The 17,331-nt window shown below is 53.8% G+C and carries 18 protein-coding genes; 9 read left to right on the top strand and 9 right to left on the bottom strand.

What is annotated here, in order from left to right:
- Window positions 1-86 precede the first annotated feature (86 nt).
- The 4 genes from PY990_RS10025 to PY990_RS10040 are packed head-to-tail and all read left to right on the top strand — an operon-like array spanning window position 87 to window position 3,719.
- Window positions 87-983, top strand: a complete 897-nt coding sequence (locus tag PY990_RS10025; RefSeq protein ID WP_105027055.1) for a phosphoribosylaminoimidazolesuccinocarboxamide synthase — start codon at window positions 87-89, stop codon at window positions 981-983.
- Between the two features lie 4 nt (window positions 984-987).
- Window positions 988-1,509, top strand: a complete 522-nt coding sequence (gene purE / locus PY990_RS10030) for a 5-(carboxyamino)imidazole ribonucleotide mutase (protein WP_275271484.1) — start codon at window positions 988-990, stop codon at window positions 1,507-1,509.
- Between the two features lie 16 nt (window positions 1,510-1,525).
- A complete protein-coding gene (locus PY990_RS10035; RefSeq protein ID WP_275271485.1) occupies window positions 1,526-2,701 on the top strand; it encodes a 5-(carboxyamino)imidazole ribonucleotide synthase in 1,176 nt (391 codons plus the stop codon).
- Window positions 2,688-3,719: an L-threonylcarbamoyladenylate synthase gene (locus PY990_RS10040; protein ID WP_275271486.1), complete on the top strand. Its 1,032-nt coding sequence runs from the start codon at window positions 2,688-2,690 to the stop codon at window positions 3,717-3,719. The genes PY990_RS10035 and PY990_RS10040 overlap by 14 nt, the downstream gene beginning before the upstream one ends.
- Before the next feature lie 22 nt (window positions 3,720-3,741).
- On the opposite strand, the gene panD is transcribed toward PY990_RS10040, so the two are convergent.
- From panD to PY990_RS10080, 8 genes are all read right to left on the bottom strand, one after another.
- On the bottom strand, window positions 3,742-4,122 hold the full coding sequence (gene panD, locus PY990_RS10045; protein WP_008251515.1) for an aspartate 1-decarboxylase: 381 nt from the start codon (window positions 4,120-4,122) through the stop codon (window positions 3,742-3,744).
- On the bottom strand, window positions 4,122-4,973 hold the full coding sequence (gene panC, locus PY990_RS10050; protein ID WP_275271487.1) for a pantoate--beta-alanine ligase: 852 nt from the start codon (window positions 4,971-4,973) through the stop codon (window positions 4,122-4,124). Before panC ends, panD begins: the two co-directional genes overlap by 1 nt.
- Window positions 4,974-4,980: 7 nt before the next feature.
- Window positions 4,981-5,811, bottom strand: coding sequence for a 3-methyl-2-oxobutanoate hydroxymethyltransferase (gene panB / locus PY990_RS10055; RefSeq protein WP_275271488.1), 831 nt, complete (start codon window positions 5,809-5,811; stop codon window positions 4,981-4,983).
- A gap of 25 nt (window positions 5,812-5,836) precedes the next feature.
- Window positions 5,837-6,478: a deoxynucleoside kinase gene (locus PY990_RS10060; protein WP_105027050.1), complete on the bottom strand. Its 642-nt coding sequence runs from the start codon at window positions 6,476-6,478 to the stop codon at window positions 5,837-5,839.
- Window positions 6,479-6,553: 75 nt separating this feature from the next.
- Window positions 6,554-7,045, bottom strand: coding sequence for a 2-amino-4-hydroxy-6-hydroxymethyldihydropteridine diphosphokinase (gene folK, locus PY990_RS10065; RefSeq protein ID WP_275271489.1), 492 nt, complete (start codon window positions 7,043-7,045; stop codon window positions 6,554-6,556).
- Window positions 7,042-8,490, bottom strand: coding sequence for a polynucleotide adenylyltransferase PcnB (gene pcnB, locus PY990_RS10070; protein WP_275271490.1), 1,449 nt, complete (start codon window positions 8,488-8,490; stop codon window positions 7,042-7,044). Before pcnB ends, folK begins: the two co-directional genes overlap by 4 nt.
- Complete coding sequence (locus PY990_RS10075) at window positions 8,487-9,152, bottom strand: histidinol-phosphatase (RefSeq protein WP_275271491.1); 666 nt, start codon at window positions 9,150-9,152, stop codon at window positions 8,487-8,489. Before PY990_RS10075 ends, pcnB begins: the two co-directional genes overlap by 4 nt.
- Window positions 9,133-9,828 carry an HdaA/DnaA family protein gene (locus PY990_RS10080; protein WP_275271492.1) on the bottom strand — a complete coding sequence of 232 codons (696 nt, stop codon included), beginning with the start codon at window positions 9,826-9,828 and terminating at the stop codon, window positions 9,133-9,135. Before PY990_RS10080 ends, PY990_RS10075 begins: the two co-directional genes overlap by 20 nt.
- A 156-nt stretch (window positions 9,829-9,984) precedes the next feature.
- Between PY990_RS10080 and purM the strand changes: the two genes are divergently transcribed.
- Window positions 9,985-11,025 (top strand): phosphoribosylformylglycinamidine cyclo-ligase, encoded by a 1,041-nt coding sequence (gene purM, locus PY990_RS10085; protein WP_275271493.1) that lies wholly within the window; start codon window positions 9,985-9,987, stop codon window positions 11,023-11,025.
- Between the two features lie 11 nt (window positions 11,026-11,036).
- Here the strand turns inward: purM and queG are convergent, their stop codons facing one another.
- Window positions 11,037-12,122, bottom strand: a complete 1,086-nt coding sequence (queG, locus tag PY990_RS10090) for a tRNA epoxyqueuosine(34) reductase QueG (RefSeq protein WP_275271494.1) — start codon at window positions 12,120-12,122, stop codon at window positions 11,037-11,039.
- On the opposite strand from queG, the gene tsaE reads away from it, so the two are divergent.
- The 4 genes from tsaE to miaA are packed head-to-tail and all read left to right on the top strand — an operon-like array spanning window position 12,121 to window position 16,822.
- Window positions 12,121-12,606, top strand: coding sequence for a tRNA (adenosine(37)-N6)-threonylcarbamoyltransferase complex ATPase subunit type 1 TsaE (tsaE, locus tag PY990_RS10095; RefSeq protein ID WP_275271495.1), 486 nt, complete (start codon window positions 12,121-12,123; stop codon window positions 12,604-12,606). The two genes, queG and tsaE, sit on opposite strands and share 2 nt — an antisense overlap.
- A gap of 45 nt (window positions 12,607-12,651) precedes the next feature.
- Window positions 12,652-13,956, top strand: a complete 1,305-nt coding sequence (locus tag PY990_RS10100) for an N-acetylmuramoyl-L-alanine amidase (protein WP_275271496.1) — start codon at window positions 12,652-12,654, stop codon at window positions 13,954-13,956.
- A gap of 30 nt (window positions 13,957-13,986) precedes the next feature.
- A complete protein-coding gene (mutL, locus tag PY990_RS10105; protein WP_275271497.1) occupies window positions 13,987-15,852 on the top strand; it encodes a DNA mismatch repair endonuclease MutL in 1,866 nt (621 codons plus the stop codon).
- Window positions 15,853-15,865: 13 nt separating this feature from the next.
- Window positions 15,866-16,822: a tRNA (adenosine(37)-N6)-dimethylallyltransferase MiaA gene (miaA, locus tag PY990_RS10110; RefSeq protein WP_275271498.1), complete on the top strand. Its 957-nt coding sequence runs from the start codon at window positions 15,866-15,868 to the stop codon at window positions 16,820-16,822.
- The last annotated feature ends 509 nt before the right edge of the window (window positions 16,823-17,331 follow it).

Raw genomic sequence — 17,331 nt, forward strand, 5'->3', positions numbered from 1 at the left:
ACGGTCAGCAAAAGCCTGTAGAAGCTCACGCGGGCTGTGCCCCGCGTGTTTTATTTTTAAAGCCTGAATCCCAAGAGGCCATTTGAATGAGTACTGTGTTTGAAACCAAGCTGACTTCCCTGCCTTTGCTGCACCGAGGCAAGGTTCGGGAAAATTTCTCTGTTGGCGACGACAAAATGTTGATTGTGGCCAGCGACCGCCTGTCTGCATTCGATGTCATTCTGGATCAACCCATTCCCGAAAAAGGCATGGTGCTTACCCAGATGGCTCAGTTCTGGTTCGACATTCTGGCTGACGTAGTGCCCAATCACCTCACCGGGATTGCTCCCGAAACAGTGGTGTCGGCTGAGGAAGCACCGCAGATCAAGGGCCGCTCCATGGTGGTCAAAAAGCTGAAAGCTCTGCCAATCGAGGCCGTGGTGCGCGGTTATCTGATCGGTTCTGGCTGGAAAGACTACCAGGCCACAGGTGCGGTGTGCGGCATCAAATTGCCCCCAGGCATGCAAATGGCTGCCAAGCTGGACGAACCCATTTTTACGCCAGCCACCAAGGCAGCCATGGGCGAACACGACGAAAATATTGATTTCGACACCATGAGCGATGTTGTTGGTCGTGACCTTGCCCAACAAATTCGTGATGTATCGATTGCCTTGTACACCAAGGCCAGCGATTACGCAGCCCGCCAGGGCATCATTATTGCGGACACCAAATTTGAATTTGGTCTCGACGAAAACGGTGCCCTCACCTTGATGGATGAGGTGTTGACCGCAGATTCCTCTCGATTTTGGCCAGCAGACCAGTACCAGGTGGGCATTTCCCCACCTTCGTATGACAAACAATTCGTACGCGATTACCTGGAAAGCGTACCGGGCTGGAACAAAAAGGCACCAGCGCCTACACTGCCACAAGACATCATCGACAAAACAGCGGGCAAATACCGCCAGGCTTATGAAATTTTGACCGGCCGCCTTTGGATTGGATAAGAACATGACCGAAGCCACACACATGCACACCTCCGACCATCCCAAAGTGGGTGTGGTCATGGGGTCGTCTTCCGACTGGGAAGTGATGAAAAACGCCGTGCAGGTGCTGCGCGATTTTGGTGTGGACTATGAAGCCCGTGTGGTTTCAGCCCACCGCATGCCCAATGAAATGTTCGCCTACGCTGAAACAGCAGCCACCCGCGGCATCCAGGTGATCATTGCCGGTGCAGGCGGGGCAGCACACCTGCCTGGCATGTTGGCAGCCAAAACCATTGTGCCGGTCATGGGGGTGCCAGTGCCCTCCAAGTACCTGCGCGGCGAAGATTCTCTGTTGTCGATTGTGCAAATGCCCAAAGGCATTCCGGTGCACACCTTCGCCATTGGAGAGGCGGGTGCGGCCAATGCCGCTTTGGGTGCTGTCGCTATTTTGGCCTTGACCGACACTGAACTAAACCAGAAATTGCAGGATTTTCGCGTAAGCCAGTCCAATGTGGCCCGAGAAATGGAACTGCCCCCTTTGCGTTGATTTTTAAGCCAAACACATGAGTAAGATTGAATTCAAAACAGCCAAACCTGGCCAGTGGCTGGGCCTGTTGGGTGGCGGTCAGTTGGGCCGTATGTTCTGCATGGCCGCGCAAAGTATGGGTTATCGCGTGTTGGTGCTAGACCCCGTTGCCAATGGCCCGGCCGGGTCTGTGGCTGACGACCAGGTGTTGGCTGGTTACCTGGACGATCAAGGCCTGGCAAAACTGGCCCAGCGCTGCGTGGGTGTTACCACTGAATTTGAAAATGTGCCCGCTTTGGCACTCGATACCCTGTCCAAAAGCATTCCTGTCAGCCCGTCTGCTTTCTCGGTCGGTGTGGCGCAAAACCGCATTGAAGAAAAAGCCTACATTAGTGGTTGTGGCGTGCCTGTTGCACCCCATGCGGCCATTCGCAGCATGGCCGACATTACCGATGATCTTGAGCACCTTCTGCCGGGTATCGTGAAAACGGCCCGTTTGGGTTACGACGGCAAGGGTCAGGTTCGTGTCAAAACGCTCGATGAAGTACGCAAGGCATTCGCTGATTTGAATGAAGTGGAATGCGTGCTTGAAAAGCGCCTCACTTTGCAAAAAGAAATGTCGGTGATTGTGGCTCGAGACCACAAAGGTGAGTGTGCCACATTTCCGGTGGCTGAAAATCATCACCGCAAGGGCATATTGGCCACCACCATTGTGCCTGCCCGTATCGATGACGCCATGGCAGCACAGGCCCGCGCCAATGCCATTTCAATTGCTGGTGCCCTTGATTACGTCGGTGTACTCTGCGTCGAGTTTTTCGTAGTGGATGAATTGGGCCTGGTGGTCAATGAAATTGCACCGCGTCCCCACAACAGCGGGCACTACTCGATTGATGCCTGCGTTACCTGCCAGTTTGAACAACAGGCTCGCGTGCTTGCAGGGCTGCCATTGGGCGACACTCGCCAGCACAGTCCTGCCGTCATGGTGAACCTGTTGGGCGATCTTTGGTATGGCGAAGATGGCAGTGTGCGTGAACCTGCCTGGGAAAAAGTATTGGCCATTCCCGAGGTGAAGCTGCACTTGTATGGCAAAGAACAAGCCAGGGTAGGGCGCAAGATGGGCCATATCACGGTGATTGCAGAAACCCTTGACCGTGCCCTGGCGGTTGCTCAAGAAGTTAGAGACATTCTGGGCATTGGCGATGACGACGACTGATTCCGGTCAACCTCACATGCATGCCGAGTTGTTGGATCCAAGCGATTTACACATTCAGCGTTGCGCCCAAGCGCTTAAGAGCGGCGGGTTGGTCGCTTTTCCAACCGAAACAGTGTTTGGTCTGGGTGCTGCTGTTTCTCAGCTTGGCGCCATTGAAGGGATCTTCAAAGCCAAGGGGCGACCCTCAGAACACCCGCTGATTGCCCACGTGGCCCCCGGTGCAGACTTAACCGGCTGGGTGGCTGAGCTAACCCCCACCATGCAAAAGTTGATGGATGCTTTCTGGCCCGGTCCGCTCACCTTGGTGGTCCCCAAAGGCGAACGCATGCCTTTTGAAGTCACTGGCGGGCAAAATTCCGTGGGTATTCGCTGCCCCTCGCACCCTGTCGCCATTGAACTACTGAAAGCAACCGGTGTGCCGGTGGCTGCGCCCTCGGCCAACCGCTTTGGCAAAGTCAGCCCCACGCGCGCAAGCCACGTACTGGCTGAACTGGGCGATCGAATTCCGTTCATTCTGGATGGCGAAGTGCCCGAAGTGGGCATTGAATCAACAATCGTGTCGCTGCTTGAAAGCCAACCTGCCATATTGCGCCCCGGTGCCATTACTGCCGTGCAAATAGAAGCGGTGCTGGGCGTGGCTGTGAAAAGTCACGGTGAGGTATCCAAAACTCCAAACGCCAACCCGCGCGTTTCCGGTGCACTGGAAAAACACTACAGCCCTGATGCAAAAGTGTGGGTGTTGCAGGGCAGCGAATTGGCTGCCTTGCAGTTGCAGAATAAAACCTTGTGTGTGGGCTGGACCGATGAATTCCTGGCGCAGGCTGACGCGCTGCGAGAAAAGTTCGGGGAAGTGCTGGTTGAAGCCTTGAGTGACAAACCTGGCGAGGTCGCCAAGGCGCTGTATGCCACATTGCGTCAGGCTGACGAATTGGCTTGCAGGCAAGTATTATTTGAAAAACCTGGGCAAACCCCGGATTGGGAAGCGGTCAATGATCGCTTGAAACGCGCTTCCGCCTGAGTTGCCACACTGCTTGGTTTAATTACATTTGCTGGGTTGGAATGTGCCCGCGCTGCTCGGCAATCACATTGTTGTCATCCACAAACACCAGCTTGGGCTGGAATGTTTTGCACTCCTGATCATCCAACGTGCCATAGGCCGCAATAATTACCAAGTCACCCTTTTGAGCACGGCGTGCAGCCGCACCATTCAGGGAAATCATGCCGCTTCCGCGCTCGCCCTTGATGGCATAAGTTGAAAAACGCTCGCCATTGTCGATCACGTAGATGTCGATGCGCTGAAATTCAATAATGCCCGACGCTTCGAGAAGATTTTCATCAATCGCGCAAGAACCTTCATAGTGCAGTTCGCAGTGGGTTACTTTGGCTCGGTGAATTTTTCCGAGCAACATCTCACGATGCATTAGTCAATCTCCAGATTGTCGATCAGGCGGGTTTGACCCAGCTTGGCCGCGGCCAGTATAACCAGCGGCGTTTGATCGGACAGGTTTTCATCGGTGGGGCGTTGCAGGTCTGCTTGCCTGCGTACCTCAAAATAATCGGGCTTCCAGCCACGGTTCGCCAGTGTGTCTGCGCAAATGCGCTCCAATTGTACCAACTGGTCCAAATTCGGGCGACCCGATTTTACCTGATTCGAGAGATCATTCAAAAGTTGATACAAAAACGGCGCTTCGGCACGGTCTTGCTCATTCAGATAGCGGTTACGCGAAGAGAGGGCCAAGCCATCCTCTGCCCGCACGGTGGGCGCTGCGATAATTTCAATGGGCATGGCCAGTTGGGCCACCAAGCGCCGAATAATCATCAGCTGCTGGTAGTCTTTTTTGCCAAAAACTGCCACTTTGGGCTGCACGCAATTAAACAGCTTGGTGACAACCGTACTCACGCCTTCAAAAAAACCGGGGCGAAATTCACCTTCCAATGTGCCACCCAGGTCATCGGGCGGCTTTACACGGTAATCCTGTGGCTCGGGGTACAGGTCGCGCTCGGTGGGCGCAAACATCACATACACCTGTTCTTTTTCCAGTTTTTCCGCATCTTCCTGCATGGTGCGCGGGTACTTGTCGAAATCCTCATTGGGGCCAAACTGCAATCGGTTCACAAACACGCTCGCCACCACGGGGTCACCGTGTTTGGCAGCAATTCGCATCAGGGACATGTGACCCTCGTGCAAATTGCCCATGGTGGGCACAAAAGCCACCCGGTTTTGGCCACGCAGTTGATCGCGCAGCTCGGAAATTGAAGAAATCTGTCTCATCAAATACTCAGAATGTGTGTTCTGCTGTGGGAAAGGTTTTGTCTTTCACCGCAGACACATAGGCCTGCACGGCAGCTTGAATCGAGGGCTGATTATCCATGAAATTGCGCACAAACTTCGGTTTTTTGCCCGGAAAAACATTCAACATGTCGTGTAGCACCAAAACTTGTCCGTCACAATCAACCCCGGCGCCAATGCCGATAGTGGGTACCATCAGGCTTTTGGAAATGTCCGCTGCAAGTTTGCCCGGGATCAGTTCAAACAGCACCATTTGGGCGCCAGCCTCCTGCATGGCCTTGGCATTGGTTTTCAGTATTTTCGCGGCTTTGGCATCGCGGCCCTGCACGCGATAACCGCCCAAGGCGCTGACCGATTGCGGCGTCAGGCCCAAATGGGCACACACGGGAATGTCGCGTGTGGTCAGGTATTCAATGGTCGGGGCCAGCCATGCAGTGCCTTCGAGTTTCACCATGTTCGCGCCTGCTGCCATTAGCCTTGCTGCATTGCGGTAGGCCTGTTCTACGCTTTCCTGGTAACTGCCAAACGGCATGTCGGCCACCACAAATGCATTTTTATTGCCTGCGGCCACACAGCGCGTGTGGTATTCCATCATGTCCATGGTCACAGGCAAGGTGCTAGGCATACCTGCCAGTACCATGCCCAAAGAGTCGCCAATCAACAAAATATCCACGCCGCTTGCATCGAGTACGCTGGCAAAGCACGCGTCGTAGCAGGTCAGCATGGCGATTTTTTCCTGATTTTTTTTCATCTCAAGCAACGCGGGCAAGGTAACAGCCTTGCGGGTGCTGTTGGCAGCGGCTTGGGGTTGTGCGCTCATGGTGTGCTCTCGTGAGGGGTAGGTGTTACTCAGACCAGTTGAAGAACTCGCGTCGACCTTTCATCCCGTCGATCTGGTTTAACAACAAATCAAAATCTTCGGAATGATCAACCGGGTTTAAATGCTCGGTGTTCACAATTAACAGTGGTGCGTCGTCGTAGTGGTAAAAAAACCGGCTGTATGCATCGCTTAACTGGGACAAATACGCCTCGGTGATGTTCACCTCATAGGGCGTTGCGCGTTTTTGCACCCGTTCAATCAGCGCTTGCGGCGAGGCTTGTAGGTAAATCACCAAATCCGGCACGCTGGTTTGTGGGCTTTGGTGTTGATAAATTTGCTGGTACAGCTTCAGCTCTTCCTCATCCAGCGTCAGGCTGGCAAACATGCGGTCTTTTTCCAGCAGGAAGTCGCTGACCACCATGTTTTCGAAAAAGTCCCGCTGGGTCAAATCCCGCAGCTGCCCAATGCGCTGAAACAAAAAAAACAACTGGGTGGGCAGGGCGTAGCGGGCGGGTTCTTGGTAAAACTTCTCAAGAAAGGGATTGTCTTCAGGCTTCTCGAGCAACAGCTCTGCCTGAAATCGCTGGGCGATCAGTCGGGCCAGCGAGGTTTTTCCCACGCCAATTGGGCCTTCAATCACGATGTGGCGATACTTTTGTGACAACAAGTTTTACTCTCCGGTGGGTGGCTTGCGCGCGGCCTCAGTGTAGCGCAGGGGTGAGGCTGGTATTGGAAAAAAAGTTCAAATTGCCTTGACGATCTGGTCCAGTGTGCCTGGCAAATGGTTTTTTGCCAGGCCCAGGCCCGGGATTTCAATTTCTGGGTTTAACTGCAACAGCGGCTCCAGTACAAAGCGCCGCAAATGCATGCGGGGGTGTGGCACTGACAGTTGTGGCGTATTAACGGTTTCCTGACCAAACAAGAGCACATCAACGTCGATGGGGCGTGGGGCATTGCGCGTAGTACGAATCCGTCCCAATTGTGACTCAATGGACATGCATTCGTGTAACAATTGTTCTGCATCTCCTTGCCACATCAATTCCAGCACGGAGTTCACATAGTTCGGACCTGTGGCATCCACAGGGGCACTCTCAAACCGCAGCGATTCCCGCACCGCTTGCGCACAGAAATGGGTTTGAAAATGCGCGACCACTTCGTCGAAAAGGGCCATGGGATGCCCCAAGTTGCCACCCAAGCCCAAATAGCAAAGTGTATGGCTCACTTCGTGGTTCACTCGCCCTGCTGTCCCTGGCTAGCACCAATTGCACCTGCGCCTGGTTTGGGTTTTCTGCGCCGACGTTTTTTCTTGGCTGCTCCATCGGTACCTGCGGGTGTTCCGCGCAGGGCGTCCAGCATGTTCTGGCGGTTGTTCACATCGCCATCGCTGAATTCGCGCCACCATTCGGCCAATTCAACATCGGCGTCTACATCGCCCACCATGGCACGCAATTCATAGAAATCGAGCGATGCCCGGAATTTCTGTTGTTCCAGCATGCGGAATGGCGCCTTGCCGGCACGTTTTTCGAAACGTGGTTGAAATGCCCAAATTTCACGCATGTCGCCGGTTAGGCGACGTGGAATGGCCGTGCGTTCGGCCTGTTCGGCCAGTACATCGTCCATCGCGGCAAACAGTGCCGGGAATTTCAGTTCCCCCTGTTCAAGTTTCTTCTCCCAGTTTTCAAGCACCAAATGCCACAACAAGCAGGCAAACAGGAAGCCAGGGCTGAGTGGCTTGCCTTCTTTTACGCGTTTGTCGGTGCGGGCCAAAGCCTCGGTCAGGAAGGGTTCACCGCGTTGGTGCTCCAGAATTGCATCGAGCAAGGGAAATACACCATGATGCAATCCAGCTTCCCGCAAACCTTTCAAGCAGGCCATGGCCGAGCCGCTCATCAGCAGCTTCAGCATTTCATCAAACAGCCGCGAGGCAGGTACATTGCGCAGCAAGTCAGACAACTCCGCGATGGGCGCGTAGGTAGCCGGTTCAATCTCGAAATTAAGTTTGGCTGCGAAACGCACCACACGCAGCATTCGAACCGGGTCTTCGCGGTAGCGCAGGCTTGGCTCTCCAATCATGCGCAGCACTCGCGCACGCAGGTCTTCCATGCCATGGTGGTAGTCCCACACGGTTTCCGTGCTGGGGTCGTAGTACATGGCGTTCACGGTGAAGTCTCGCCTTGAGGCATCTTCGTCTTGCCGCCCGAATTCATTGTCGCGCAGCACCCTGCCATGTTCATCTTTCTCGTTGCTTGCACTGGCCAGGGCTCTGAAAGTTGATGTTTCAATGGTTTCAGGGCCAAACATCACGTGCACAATTTGAAAGCGCCTGCCAATGACCCGTGCGCGGCGAAACAGTCTTTGGGTTTGTTCAGGGCTTGCGTCAGTGGCCACGTCGAAGTCTTTGGGACGCATGCCCAAGAGCAAATCGCGCACGGCACCGCCCACAACAAAGGCTTTGTAACCCTTGCTTTGCAAGGTTTCGCACACGCGGATCGCATTGTGGCTAACCAGGCGGCGATCAATTTTGTGCTCGGCCACACCCCACACCTTGGGTTTGTGCACGCCGTAGCTTGCTTTCACTTTCTTGGGTGTCCCCAGGTTCAAGTGCGCAGCTGGCCCCGGGGTTTCACGCCCCAGCGTGGCCGGCTTGGAAAACATCCGTTTAAACAGTTTCTTGATCATTTGAACAACTCAAGGACAGGCCAGCCGCGTGTTTGTGCAATTTCAGCCAGTTTGTTGTCGGGGTTTGCTGCAACTGGGTGGCTTACGCATTCCAGAAGGGGCAGGTCATTGATGGAGTCGCTGTAAAAGTAACTGCTCTCAAAGCTGCTCAAAGTCCAGTTCTTCGCGGCCAACCAGTCGTTCAGCCTTGTCACTTTGCCCTCCCTGAAACTGGGCACACCAGTGATCTTGCCTGTGTATTCACCATCGACCAATTCGGGTTCGGTAGCGATCAGGGCTTCAATACCGAATGCCTGTGCAATTGGTTGGGTAATAAAGCTGTTGGTGGCCGTAATGATCACGCACACGGCATTGTCCGCCTGGTGCTGTTTTACCAGCTCAATGGCGCTTGGTTTCAAGTTGGGTCGAATGACTTCAGCCATGAACTCATTGTGCCAAGCCGCCAGTTGTGCACGTTTGTTGTCGCGCAGCGGGCGCAATTGAAAGTCCAGAAACTCGTCGATGTTCAGCGTGCCTGCTTTGTAGTCCGCAAAAAACTGATCGTTGCGCGCCTCAAATTCGGCCCGGTCCAGTACACCTTTGTTGATGAGGAATTGCGACCATCCATGGTCGGAGTCGATGGGCAACAGGGTGTTGTCCAGGTCAAACAGTGCGAGTTTCATATTCTCGAATTACCAGACTTTCTCGTCGTTTCATCCAGTGGCGCAGCAAATTCACGCTCACTGGTTTTTGTTGTTCAAGGGAAAAGCGATCCAGCCCGTCCATCACCGCCATCAGCGAGCCCATGTCACGCTGGAAATAGCGAAGTGCGTACTCAATGACCTCTTCACTTAACTGCAGGCCCCGCGATTTCGCCATGGCTTGCAGTGCCGCATGTTTTTCCTGATCGCTCAAGGGGTGCACGCGCAAGCACAAGCCAGCTTCAATGCGTGTGCGCAAGTCATCACGCAGTTTCAGTTCGGTGGTGGGGTGCTCACCCGCCAACACGATTTTACCGGGTTTGTTCTCGGCCATGCTTGAATTGAACGCATTGAACAATTGCACCTGGGAGTACGGGGTCAGGCGGTCAATGTTGTCGATCACCAAGGCCCGTTCGCCGGGCTTGAACACAAAGCGATTGCCGCCGGCAAGTACATTTACTCCCAGTTGGCTGGCCACGCCCCGCAGCAAATGACTTTTTCCGCAACCTGAAGGTCCGTAGATGTACACAAACGGACTGGTTCCCTTCATTTGGATCAGTTCTCGCAGTTCATGCACAAGCTGCCCGTTCTGCCCAACCAGAAAGTTGGACAGTGTCGGCCTGGGGGGCGTGAACACATCGAGAAGCAACTGTTGCATGGGCATTGCCAAAGCGGGGGGAATCGAGCAGCTCCCAATAATACCCTTGAATGACACTTTTTACGCCCTGTCTCGGTTAAAATACACCCACTCGCGCTTGTGGCCACAAACCTGAAGCAAGCAACCCAGCACCACAATTTTTCGGACCGAATTTCAATGAATTCTCCCTTGACCTACAAAGACGCCGGCGTTGACATGCAAGCCGGTGATGATCTGGTTGATGCAATCAAACCCATGGCAAAGCGCACCATGCGCCCAGGTGTGCTGGCTGGTATTGGCGGTTTTGGCGCCATGTTCGAAGTACCCAAAGGGTACAAAGAACCCGTGCTCGTCTCCGGCACCGATGGTGTGGGTACCAAGTTGCGTCTGGCCTTTGAGTGGAACATTCACAACACCGTGGGTATTGATTTGGTGGCCATGAGTGCCAACGATATTTTGGTTCAAGGCGCAGAGCCCCTTTATTTTCTTGATTACTTTGCATGCGGCAAACTGGACGTTAAAACAGCCGCAAGTGTAGTAGGCGGTATTGCCTATGGTTGTGAACAAGCGGGTTGCGCGCTCATTGGTGGCGAAACCGCCGAAATGCCCGGCATGTACCCCGACGGTGAATATGACTTGGCTGGTTTTGCGGTAGGCATTGTTGAAAAATCCGAAATTCTGGATGCCAGCAAAGTGAAGGCTGGCGATATTATTTTGGGCCTCGCGTCCAATGGCATTCACTCCAATGGTTTTTCGTTGGTGCGCAAAATTTTGGAACGTGCCCAACCCGATTTAACCCAGCTTTGCGATGGCATGCCCTTGCGCGAGGCCATCATGGCCCCAACGCGTATGTATGTGAAGCCTGTGCTTGAGTTGATCAAGAAGGTGCCGGTTCATGCGCTGGCCCACATCACTGGTGGTGGTTTGGTCGAAAACATTCCACGTGTGTTGCCCGACAATTTGGTGGCTGAGCTCGACCGTGGTACGTGGCCAGAAACGGATTTGTTCAAGTGGTTGCAGCAAAACGGTCAGGTGCCGTTTGATGAAATGAACCGCGTGTTCAACTGTGGTATTGGCATGGTTGTGGTGCTGCCGGCAGAACAAGCCAAGGCTGCAATGGATTTGTTAAGCGCAGCGGGTGAAAAGGTGTATCAAGTGGGCGTGGTACGCCCGCGTGTTGAGGGCGAAGCACACACCATTGTTCGACCTGCAAAATAAGTGTTCACCGATTAATCAAGCCGGGATAAAGCCCAGTCGATGTGTTCCATCAGGAATGCATCGGCGCTTGAGCGCATTTCGAGCAGCGCCTCACGCATGCCAACAACACCCACACTATTGCCTGCGGCCACTGCCAAATTTCGTCTAAACCGCTTGTAGCCAATCCGGCGAATGGCGCTGCCCTCGGTTATTTTTAAAAATTCCTCCTCGGTCCAGCGCATCATGGCAAACCAGTCGGGTTTTTCAAACTCGGCGCGCGGATTGAAGTCAGCGTATTGCGCAGGCTTGGCGAACTTGTTCCACGGGCATGCCAATTGGCAGTCGTCGCAACCATAAATTCGGGTGCCCACGAGCGGGCGAAGTTCAAGGGGTATTTCGCTGTCGTGCTCAATGGTCAGGTAAGAAATGCACAACCGCGCATCCACCTGGTAGGGTTTCACAATTGCGCGGGTAGGGCAGGCTGTGATGCAGCTGGTACACGTACCACAGTGGTTCTTGCCAAATTCACCATTCAGCGGCAAAGGCATGTTCGTGAACACCTCACCTAAAAAAAACAGCGAACCTTCCTCGGGGTGAATAAGCAACGTGTGTTTGCCTCGCCAGCCCAAGCCAGCCTTGCGTGCAATTTCCACTTCAGCCGTGGGAGCGCTGTCTACAGCGACACGAAACCCGAATCCACCTACCTCGGAATTCACAGCATCGGCGAATCGTTTCAGGCGCTGGCGTATTACCTTGTGGTAATCACGCCCGCGCGCATACAAACTCACATAGGGTTTGTTGCTGGCTTCGATTTCCATCAGGGTTTTCTCGGTGAATGTCGTCGCATCAGGCTGGTTCAGCGTTGTTTCAGGCACGTAAGGCACACGCAGTGATACGATTCGAATCGCACCGGGAAACAGGGTGTCTGCATTCAGGCGATTAAGTCCGTGGCGCTCCATGTAGGCCATTTCGCCATGCATGCCCTGGTTTAGCCAGGCTTGCAAATGTGGCTCACAGGCCTGCAAATGGGTGTCGCTGACACCCATGCAGCCCAAACCCTGTGCGTTGGCCACACGTTGCAACAATGCCCAGTTCTCTTGTTCTTGATGAGCCTGCATGAAAACTTATACCCGTTATTTACCCGACGACGCCGCAACCCACAGTGTAGGGGAAAAGCTCGCCAAACTTGCGCAAGCGCCGCTTCGCATCTACCTTTCAGGTCCATTGGGTGCAGGTAAAACAGCATTGGTGCGTGCCTTTTTGCGGGCTTTGGGAGTGCGGGGTGCGGTTAAAAGTCCTAGCTATGCGTTGGTAGAACCTTACAATTTCTCGAATTATTCTGTGTATCACTTTGATTTTTATCGATTCTTCGATCAGAATGAATGGGAAGAATCCGGTTTTCGTGATTACTTTGAGGAAAATGCCATTTGTTTGGTCGAATGGCCTGAGAAGGCTGGCGGCCTGCTTCCTCAAGCGGATATTGAAATTCACCTGAGTTATCACCAACACGGGAGCCCTGAAACAACAGGGCGACGCATCGAGGTGAGGGCCCTGTCGCCAGATGGGCAGTATTTGGTAAAACAACTGAACGAACAACAATAGCCTATGAATTCGCGTCGCGACTTGTTGAAAACCGTCGGAGCAGGAATGCTTCTGAAACTAATACCTGTGGGTGCTTTTGCTGCTGACCAGGTGAAGTTTGTGGATGTGCGCCTGTGGCCCGCAGATGAATACACACGGGTAACGCTAGAGCACGCGGGCGCGATCAAGTACAAACACTTCCTGATTGAGAATCCCTGGCGCATGGTGATCGATTTGCTTGACATGCGACTCGACAACACCCTGAAAGACCTCACCAGTCGCCTGCATCCCGAAGACCCTTATGTGCAACAAATTCGTGTCGGGCAATACGATGCGAACACCGTGCGACTGGTGTTCGATCTGAAGGCAGAAGTCAAACCAGAAATTTTCACGATTGATCCAATTGCCGAGTATCAAAATCGATTTGTCGTAGATTTTTACCCCAAGAATCCGGCAGATCCTTTGCTGGCTTTGCTGAAAAAGTCGGATGACCCGGCCATGCGGGAAGATGAAATTTCCCGTGCTTTGCGTTTGGCCGAATCAGAAACAAACGGCACTTTAAAGCTGGAAGGTGTAACTCCTGAAAAAAGCGGGAGTAAAACCGAAGTTGCCAAGGCTCAGCCCAATGCACCTGTTGAGAAGAAGCCGTCTCCAGAACTGAGACGAATGATCACGGTTGCCATCGATCCTGGCCATGGCGGTGAAGACCCCGGTGCGGTTGGCAAAGGGGGCACTTACGAAAAAAATGTGGTGTTGGCCATCAGCAAAAAACTGAAGGCAGAAATTGACAAAATGCCGGGCATGCGGGCCATGTTGACTCGCAACGGTGACTTTTTTGTGCCTTTGAATACTCGTGTGCAAAAGGCCCGCAGCGTGAATGCTGACCTGTTTGTGTCTGTGCATGCAGATGCTTTTATTCGTCCCACTGCGGGCGGATCGTCGGTGTATGTTCTATCCGAACGAGGCGCTACCAGCACTGCCGCGAAGTGGATCGCCAACAAGGAGAATGCCTCTGATTTAATCGGTGGGGTCAATATCAAAGGCACTGATTCGCAACTGGCCCGTGTGCTGCTCGATTTGTCGACTACCGCTCAAATCAATGACAGCTTGAAGTTGGGCGATGCCGTTCTCGGCAATTTGGGCAAGGTGAATCGATTGCACAAGCCGCGTGTGGAACAGGCGGGGTTTGCCGTACTGAAGGCGCCTGATATTCCATCCATCCTGATTGAAACGGCCTTCATCAGCAACCCGGATGAAGAGAAAAAACTGGCCAACCCGGGCCATCAACAGGAATTGGCTGAAGCGATCGCCAAGGGTATTGCAAATTACTTCGCCAAGAACCCTCCTGTTGCCCGCACTCCTCTGACCTAAACCGAGCGCGCTGCCACTTATAATGAGGGGATGAGCCACCGTCCGATATCCCTGTTGCCCGATGTATTGATCAGCCAAATTGCCGCAGGCGAAGTGGTTGATCGTCCAGCGTCGGTTGTTAAAGAACTGCTGGAGAATGCTTTGGACGCTGGTGCGTCTGAGATCACTATTCGTATCGACGGCGGTGGTATTCAACGAATCTGCATTCAGGACAACGGCAAAGGCATACCGAAAGACGAACTCGAGTTGGCGGTCACACGCCATGCCACTTCAAAAATTCAATCGCTAAGTGAGCTTGAAAGCGTCATGAGTCTTGGCTTTCGAGGAGAGGCTTTGGCCTCAATTGCTTCAGTAAGTCAGTTTACGCTGAGCAGTTATCCGAAAGGTCAGGAATGCGCATACAGCATCAGTAACCAAAGTGGGCGGTGGCTTGTCGAGCCCTCCTCGGCAAGCTCTGGTACCACGGTCGATGTACAATCGCTTTACTTCAGTACACCCGCACGCCGCAAGTTTCTGAAAACAGAGCAAACTGAGTTTTTTCAGTGTCTGGACGTCGTTAAACGCATGGCTTTGGCCAACCCCTCGGTCACCTGGCTGGTGTATCGGGATGGCAAATTACAAAGCCGTTTTCAGGAAAGCAGCTGGAGTGCTCGGGTCTTCAGCATTCTTGAAACCATGGCCAATGGTGCCTCCAAGCCAATTGACGTCCAAACTGCCGATATGCAAATGCATGGTGCGGTTGGCCTGCCCGACGCAGCCCGTGGAAAAGGCGATATGCAGTTTTTCTACGTCAATGGCCGCTTTGTGAAAGACAAACTGATTGGGCATGCTGTCCGGTCAGCCTATGAAGATGTGCTTCATGGCGACAAATTTCCTGCGTTTGTGCTTTTTTTGAATTTGCCCGCCAATGAGGTGGATGTGAATGTGCACCCCGCAAAAACAGAGGTGCGATTCCGAAACGCGCGGGCAGTGCACCAATGGGTGCGTCAATCCATTCAGGCTTGTCTGGCACCTTCCAGGGCTTTCGCTCCTCTCAGTGATTCGTCCGCAAGCGTTGAGGTCGGGGCGTCTTCTGTCGTAACACCCTCCGTGTCGGGCAACGGCAATGTGTGGAGGGCGTCCAGCGCTTCCTCGCCAGTGGTTCAGGCTCAGGCAAAAAGTGAAGCGCTTCCTTTCCTGCGGGAGGAGCTTGCCGATTATATTCAAGCCTATCGGCCGATTGAATCCGCGCCGCGTCCTGCCGTCATTACGCCGCGACCCTTAGTGCAAGAAAGCCAGCAAAGCCAGGCAGCCGATCATGCAGAATTGTCTGAGTATTTGGGACAGGCGATTGCGCAGGTACACGGTATTTACATTCTCGCTTTGCGTCCCGATGGCATGGTGGTGGTCGATATGCATGCAGCCCACGAGCGTGTGCTCTATGAGCAGTTCAAGAATGCGCTGGACAATCAGCAAACCATCTCTTCCCAAGAGTTACTTGTGCCTCTGTTGGTACAAATTGATCCCCGCCTGGCCAGTGAAGTCGACAATGGTCAGCATCTTTGGGAAAAACTGGGTTTTCGCTTGAGTCTCATTTCAACTCAGGAAATTGCGGTTCGCGCCGTGCCCACCATGTTGGCGGGTCAGGATTTGTCTGCATTGCTGCAACAGTGGCTTGAAGACTTGCACCAGTACGGCGTGGCGCATGTGCTTGAACGCCAGCGCAATGAATGGCTGGCTGGCTTGGCCTGCCACACCGCAGTGCGTGCAAACAGAAAGCTCACCGTACCTGAAATGAATGCGCTGTTGCGTTCCATGGAGCGCACCGAGCGGTCGGATCAATGCAACCATGGCAGGCCCACATGGCGTCATTTCAGTTTGTCTGAAATGGACAAGTGGTTTTTGCGCGGCCAATAGAGCACAGGGGGCTTTGAATCACGTGAGCATTGGCGCTATTCCCGCCCTGGCTGTACTTGGGCCCACGGCATCGGGCAAGTCTGCCTTGGGCTTGTGGATGGCCGATCAGGGGTTCCCGATAGAAATTATCAGTCTCGACTCGGCACTGGTGTTTCGGGACATGAACATCGGCACCGCCAAGCCCACCCCTCAAGAACTGGCTTTGGTGCCGCATCACTTAATCGATATCATCACACCAAGCGACACTTTCAGCGCCGCTGAGTTTGTCGTTCAATGCCATGCGCTGATTGCGGATATCCGTGCGCGAGGCAAAGTGCCTGTTATTTTGGGCGGCACCATGATGTATTACAAAACGCTGATCAGTGGCATGGACGACCTTCCTGCCGCCAATCCTGAAATTCGCCAAGCCATTGAACAACATGCCTTGGAGCAGGGCTGGCCCGCCATGCACGCTCGCCTCGCCGAGGTAGACCCCATTACAGCTCAGCGCTTAAAGCCCAATGACTCCCAGCGGTTGCAGCGCGCCCTGGAGGTTTTTCAAATTACCGGCCTGCCGCTTTCAAGCTTTCACCAGCGTGACCAGCAGGCCGATTTGCAAATTCCCACCCTGGCCATCGAACCCTCTGACCGGTCTGTCTTGCACAAGCGCATTGAGTCTCGTTTTCTGAACATGCTGGAGCAGGGCCTTGTTGAAGAGGTCATCGAGCTTCGTCACAATTACGTGTTGGATGACAGCATGCCTTCAATGCGTTGTGTGGGGTACAGGCAAGTGTGGGAGCATTTGCACGGCCATTGCACTCGGCAGGAAATGATAGACCGGGGTGTCGCTGCCACACGCCAATTGGCCAAGCGGCAAATAACGTGGCTGCGTTCAACGTCCAACAAAGAGGTGGTTGATCCGCTGCAGGCGAATTGGCTTCAAACTGTGAGGCCTTGGATACAAAAGCAGATCGAGGCTTTGTTGCCTTGATGACTCATCGAAGCAGTTTCTTGCCAACCCGGCATGGGTTAGTTGTGTCGGACTGGACTAGTTTGTTGAGAGCTGAGCTTGCAGGGTCACCGCTCCCCGAAAACTTGGCATTTCGGCTTCTCGTCTTGAGCCTGCACTAAGCCAAGCCCTCCAACAGTAACGGTCGGGTCTTGGCTTTCGCGCGAGGGCGCGATCGTTAGTCTCGGCGCGCCAAGCCGGCAAGTTTTCTGACTGGTCATCGTGCGACCCTTTGCAAGTTCAGCTCCCCGGTAACCCGGCCAACGCCTCTCCACCACCGAGTAATTGAAGGCCGCGTTCAAAGCTCTGTCAACATGCATCTCTCGGCTGCCTTCAACGTCTGATCAGCAAAGCCGAATCTGCACCACTTCGCAGCTCACGTACGGATTTGCTGCCCAATCGGCGGCGGTGTTTCGATCGCCTCGCCTTCAAGAAAACCTGCCCTTGTGTGCCGAGCAGGGCCGGTGTTGCCCAGCATGGGCGACAGAGAA

The organism is Limnobacter olei, assembly GCF_029087225.1.
In the GTDB taxonomy this organism is placed as follows: domain Bacteria; phylum Pseudomonadota; class Gammaproteobacteria; order Burkholderiales; family Burkholderiaceae_B; genus Limnobacter; species Limnobacter olei.